This window comes from Geminicoccus flavidas, from assembly GCF_009806515.1.
In the GTDB taxonomy this organism is placed as follows: domain Bacteria; phylum Pseudomonadota; class Alphaproteobacteria; order Geminicoccales; family Geminicoccaceae; genus Geminicoccus; species Geminicoccus flavidus.
On the sequence record NZ_WUJP01000071.1, the window covers coordinates 1 to 3,893 of the forward strand.

General features: G+C 66.5%; 3 protein-coding genes and 1 pseudogene. 1 reads left to right on the forward strand and 3 read right to left on the reverse strand.

The genetic code is table 11. The features are described 5' to 3' along the window. The 3 genes from EQG76_RS01880 to EQG76_RS01890 all read right to left on the reverse strand — a co-directional run. The coding region (locus EQG76_RS01880) for a TRAP transporter substrate-binding protein (RefSeq protein WP_159710099.1) at positions 1-993 on the reverse strand (993 nt) is incomplete at its 3' end. 131 nt (positions 994-1,124) lie between these two features. Continuing rightward, positions 1,125-1,913 (reverse strand): 2-keto-4-pentenoate hydratase, encoded by a 789-nt coding sequence (locus EQG76_RS01885; RefSeq protein WP_159710101.1) that lies wholly within the window; start codon positions 1,911-1,913, stop codon positions 1,125-1,127. An 85-nt stretch (positions 1,914-1,998) separates the two neighbouring features. Next, a complete protein-coding gene (locus tag EQG76_RS01890; RefSeq protein ID WP_159710103.1) occupies positions 1,999-3,483 on the reverse strand; it encodes an amino acid permease in 1,485 nt (494 codons plus the stop codon). Between the two features lie 297 nt (positions 3,484-3,780). On the opposite strand from EQG76_RS01890, the pseudogene EQG76_RS33230 reads away from it, so the two are divergent. Beyond that, a pseudogene (locus tag EQG76_RS33230) lies at positions 3,781-3,893 on the forward strand (semialdehyde dehydrogenase); the annotation flags it as partial.

Here is a 3,893-nt window from a genome sequence, read left to right on the forward strand (position 1 = left end):
CGTCTCGCTGAGCTCGGCATAGACCTCCTGCGAAGCCTTGAAGCAGGCCTGCATGATCTCCTGGCTGAAGGGGCGCAGTTGCGCGCCGTTCGCCACCAGCGCCTTCAGCGCACGCGGGTTGCGCGCGTCGTAACGGGCCTGCGTCACCACGTTGACATAGGCCGCGGCACTGCGCACCACTTCCTGATAGACGGGCGGCAGCTCGTTCCACTTCGCCTGGTTGATGAAGAAGTGCAGCATGGCACCGCCTTCCCACCAGCCAGGATAGTAATAGTATTTCGCGACCTTGTAGAAGCCGAGCTTCTCGTCGTCGTAGGGACCGACCCACTCGGCGGCATCGATCGTGCCCTTCTCCAGGGCCGGATAGATGTCGCCACCGGCGATCTGCTGCGGCACCACGCCCAGCTTCGACATCACTTGGCCGGCAATGCCGGCGATGCGCATCTTCAGGCCCTCGAGATCGGCGACCGTCTTCACTTCCTTGCTGAACCAGCCACCCATCTGGCAGCCGGTATTGCCGCCCGGCAGACCAATGAAGTTATAGTTCGCGTAGAACTCGTTCATCAGGTCGATGCCACCGGCATCGTACATCCAGGCATTCTGCTGGCGGCCGTTCAGGCCGAACGGCACGGCGGTACCAAAGGCGAAGGTCGGGTCCTTGCCGAAGTAATAATAGGAACAGGAGTGGCACATCTCGACGGTGTCGTTGGTCACCGCATCGGCCGCCTGCAGGCCGGGCACGATCTCGCCGGCCGCGAATACCTGGATCTGGAACTTGCCGTTGGTCGCGGCCGAGACTGCCTCGGAGAACAGTTCCGCGGCGCCATAGATCGTGTCGAGCGACTTGGGAAAGCTCGAGGTCAGCCGCCACTTGATCTCTGGCGCGTCCTGGGCGATCGCCGGCTTGGGCAGGAGCGACGCTGCGGCCGCCATACCTGCGGTCGCGAGCCCGGCACCGGCCACGACACCACGGCGTCTGAACTTGGTGGTCATAAGGGCAACAGCCTCCCGATTTCGGAACCGTGCGCGACTATCGAGGTAACGGCGGATCATGACAACCGGAAGCACTCGGGCGGAATCGCCCGGGTGCCGTGGCAAGATCGACTGGCCGTCGACCCGCCCCGTCAGCCGGCCTCGACCAGGACATTCACCTTGCCCAGCGTCTCGATCTCGATGCTGGCGAGCTGCGGCCGCTCGAGCCAGACTACCGGCGTGATCGAGCCCAGCGTCACCGCGCTGCCCGCCGACACCGGCAGGCCCAGCCTCGCCCGGCAGTTGGCGAACCAGGCCAGCGCGTCGAGCGGATGGCCCAGCAGCGCGTCGCTGGTGCCGCGCCCAATCTCCCGACCCTCCAGCAGGGTGACCGCACTCAGCCGGTCGAGCGCCGCCACGGAACCGAGCGGCCGGGACCGGCCCAGCGCCAGGCCGGCGCCGAAGAAATTATCGGCGGCGAGCGTCGCCGGGCCGATCGTGCGGAAGTCGTCGTAGCGGTCCTCGACCAGCTCGACCGCCGCATGCACCGTCTCGACCGCGCCGGCCACGGAATCCCGGTCATGGGCCCGGTCCAAGCGCAGCTCGTCCTTGAGCACCACCGCGATCTCGGTCTCGATGCCGAGCCGCCGATAGGCGGAGAACGGCACCTGCCCGTTCAAGAACTGCACGCTGCGGGCGAAGATCTCGCCAAACACCGGCTCGGCCACGCCCAGATATTCCCGCATGTGGGCGCTGGTCGCACCGATCTTGAAGCCTACCACCGGCCCCAGGTCTGCCGCCAGCAGCGTGTTGGCCGCGCGCATGACCCGGTAGCCGGCATCGACATCGTCCGGGGCGATGCCGGGCAGGCTGGTGAGCACCTGCCTGGCCCGGCGCGCCTGCACCACCTGCTCTGCCGCCTGCTCGATCGGATCCGCCATCGCCGCCTCCTGAAGTGCGGCACCCTTGTCCGGCGGCAAGGCCAGCGATGCAAGGGGCCGGGCCCGGCAGTGCAGACCTGGCGGCTCACCTGCGCGTGCGGTGGCTCATCGCGAACTTCTCCTCCGGCGAGAGGACCATCCGGTTGCGGGCATAGAAGTGGAAGTAGAGGATGCCGATCACGAACCAGACCGCCACGCCCAGCACGCCCACCCGGTAGACCGGGTCGGAAAGCTGGAAGAACACGGTGACCAGCGCGATCACGACGGTGAGCCAGGCACCCGGCACGCCCAGCGGGCTGCGGAACGGCCGCTCGATGTCCGGCAGGTTGCGCCGCAGATAGATGAAGGCCAGGGCCTGCATGACATAGGAGAACATGGCGCCGAACACCGCCATGTTGAGCAGCGTGCCGCCGATGATCGCCCCGCCGCGCTCCTGGCCGACCCCGAACCAGACGCACATCATGACGATCAGCGCCACGATGGAGCCGGTGATCATCGCGACGTGCGGGGTCTTGCGAGTGCCATGGGTGACCGAGAGGGCGCGCGGAAAGTAGCCGGCCCGCGACAGGGAATAGATCTGCCGGCCCTCGGCGAAGATGATAGTGTGGAAGCTCGCGATCAGGCCGATCACCGCGACCAGCGCCAGGATCTTGGCGATGTCGCTGCCGAAGATGGCGCGGAACCCGTCCAGCAGCGGCTCGCCGGACGTGCCCAGGTGGAACGAGCCGACGCCTGCCACCGAGGGGTTCAGCCACAGGATCATGAAGGCCGACACGATCAGGGTGAAGATGCCGGCCAGGATGCCCTTGGGCATGTCGCGCTTCGGATCGTGGCTCTCCTCGGCGGCCAGCGGCAACTGCTCGATCGCCAGGAACAGCCAGACCGCGAACGGCATGGCGGCGAGCGCGCCGGTAATGCCGTGCGGCAGGAACGGGCCGCCGCCTTCGGGCAGCTCGCTGCCGTCCGCGCCGATGTTGAGCGCCCAGCGGCTGAAGTCGATATGCGGGAAGGCGCTGATCCAGAACACCACCAGGACTGCCAGGGCAGCCAGGGTGACGATCAGCGTGACCCGGAACGACAGTTCCACGCCCACGATGTTGAGGCCCAGGAACAGGACATAGAAGGCGATCCACCACAGCGGCTGCATGGCGGTGGGCGTCTCGAAGATGCCGGTCATGTAGGAACTGATGAAGAACACGATCACGGCCGGCGTGAGCACGTACTCGACGTTCTCCGAAAGCCCGGTGAGGAAGCCGCCCCAGGGCCCCAGCGCGGTGCGGGCGAAGGAATAGGCGCCGCCCGTGTGCGGCAGGGCCGGGCTCATCTCGGCGATCGAGTAGGTTAGGCCCAGATACATCACCATGATCAGCAGGGTGGCGATCAGCATGCCGCCCCAGCCGCCGATCGACAGGCCGAGATTCCAGCCAGAATAATGGCCGGAGATGACGGCGCCCACGCCCAGCGCCCAGAGCGACCAGACGCCGGCATAGCGCCGCAGCGTGCGCTTCTCGAAATAGGTTACATCGACCTCGACATAGCGGACGCCGGCGGCGTCCGGATCATTTGCCATGGGAGTATCCCTGAGGATCGTGACGGGGAGCGGGTGACCACGCATGGCCATGACCCGCAGGTTGCCCGCGGGACCGGGCTGGGCCCGCTCCAGCTTCGACGATGCCGGGACTGGTTCGCCTTGCAAAGAGCACCGTCGTCAGCATCCCTAGCGATTTTCCGGCGGATGTAGCCTGGCCGCCGCGGTGGTCGACGCTGCGCGATCGACCCAGGAAGAGGTCACACCCGTTGACTGGTCATCTCATTATACCATAGTTTTCGCCCGCTCGGATGACGGCAAGCTGGGAGGTTGGTCGGGATGACGGTGATCGCGCTGTTCGGTGCTGGCGGTAAGATGGGGATGCGCCTTGGCAAGAACCTCGTCGGCTCGGCCTACGAGGTCCGCCATGTCGAGGTGAGCGAGGCCGGCAA

Bases quoted from the DNA above. Each gene is read 5' to 3' on its own strand.
- EQG76_RS01890 (WP_159710103.1), bottom strand. From the start codon at position 3,483: ATGGCAAATGATCCGGACGCCGCCGGCGTCCGCTATGTCGAGGTCGAT.
- EQG76_RS01885 (WP_159710101.1), bottom strand. From the start codon at position 1,913: ATGGCGGATCCGATCGAGCAGGCGGCAGAGCAGGTGGTGCAGGCGCGC.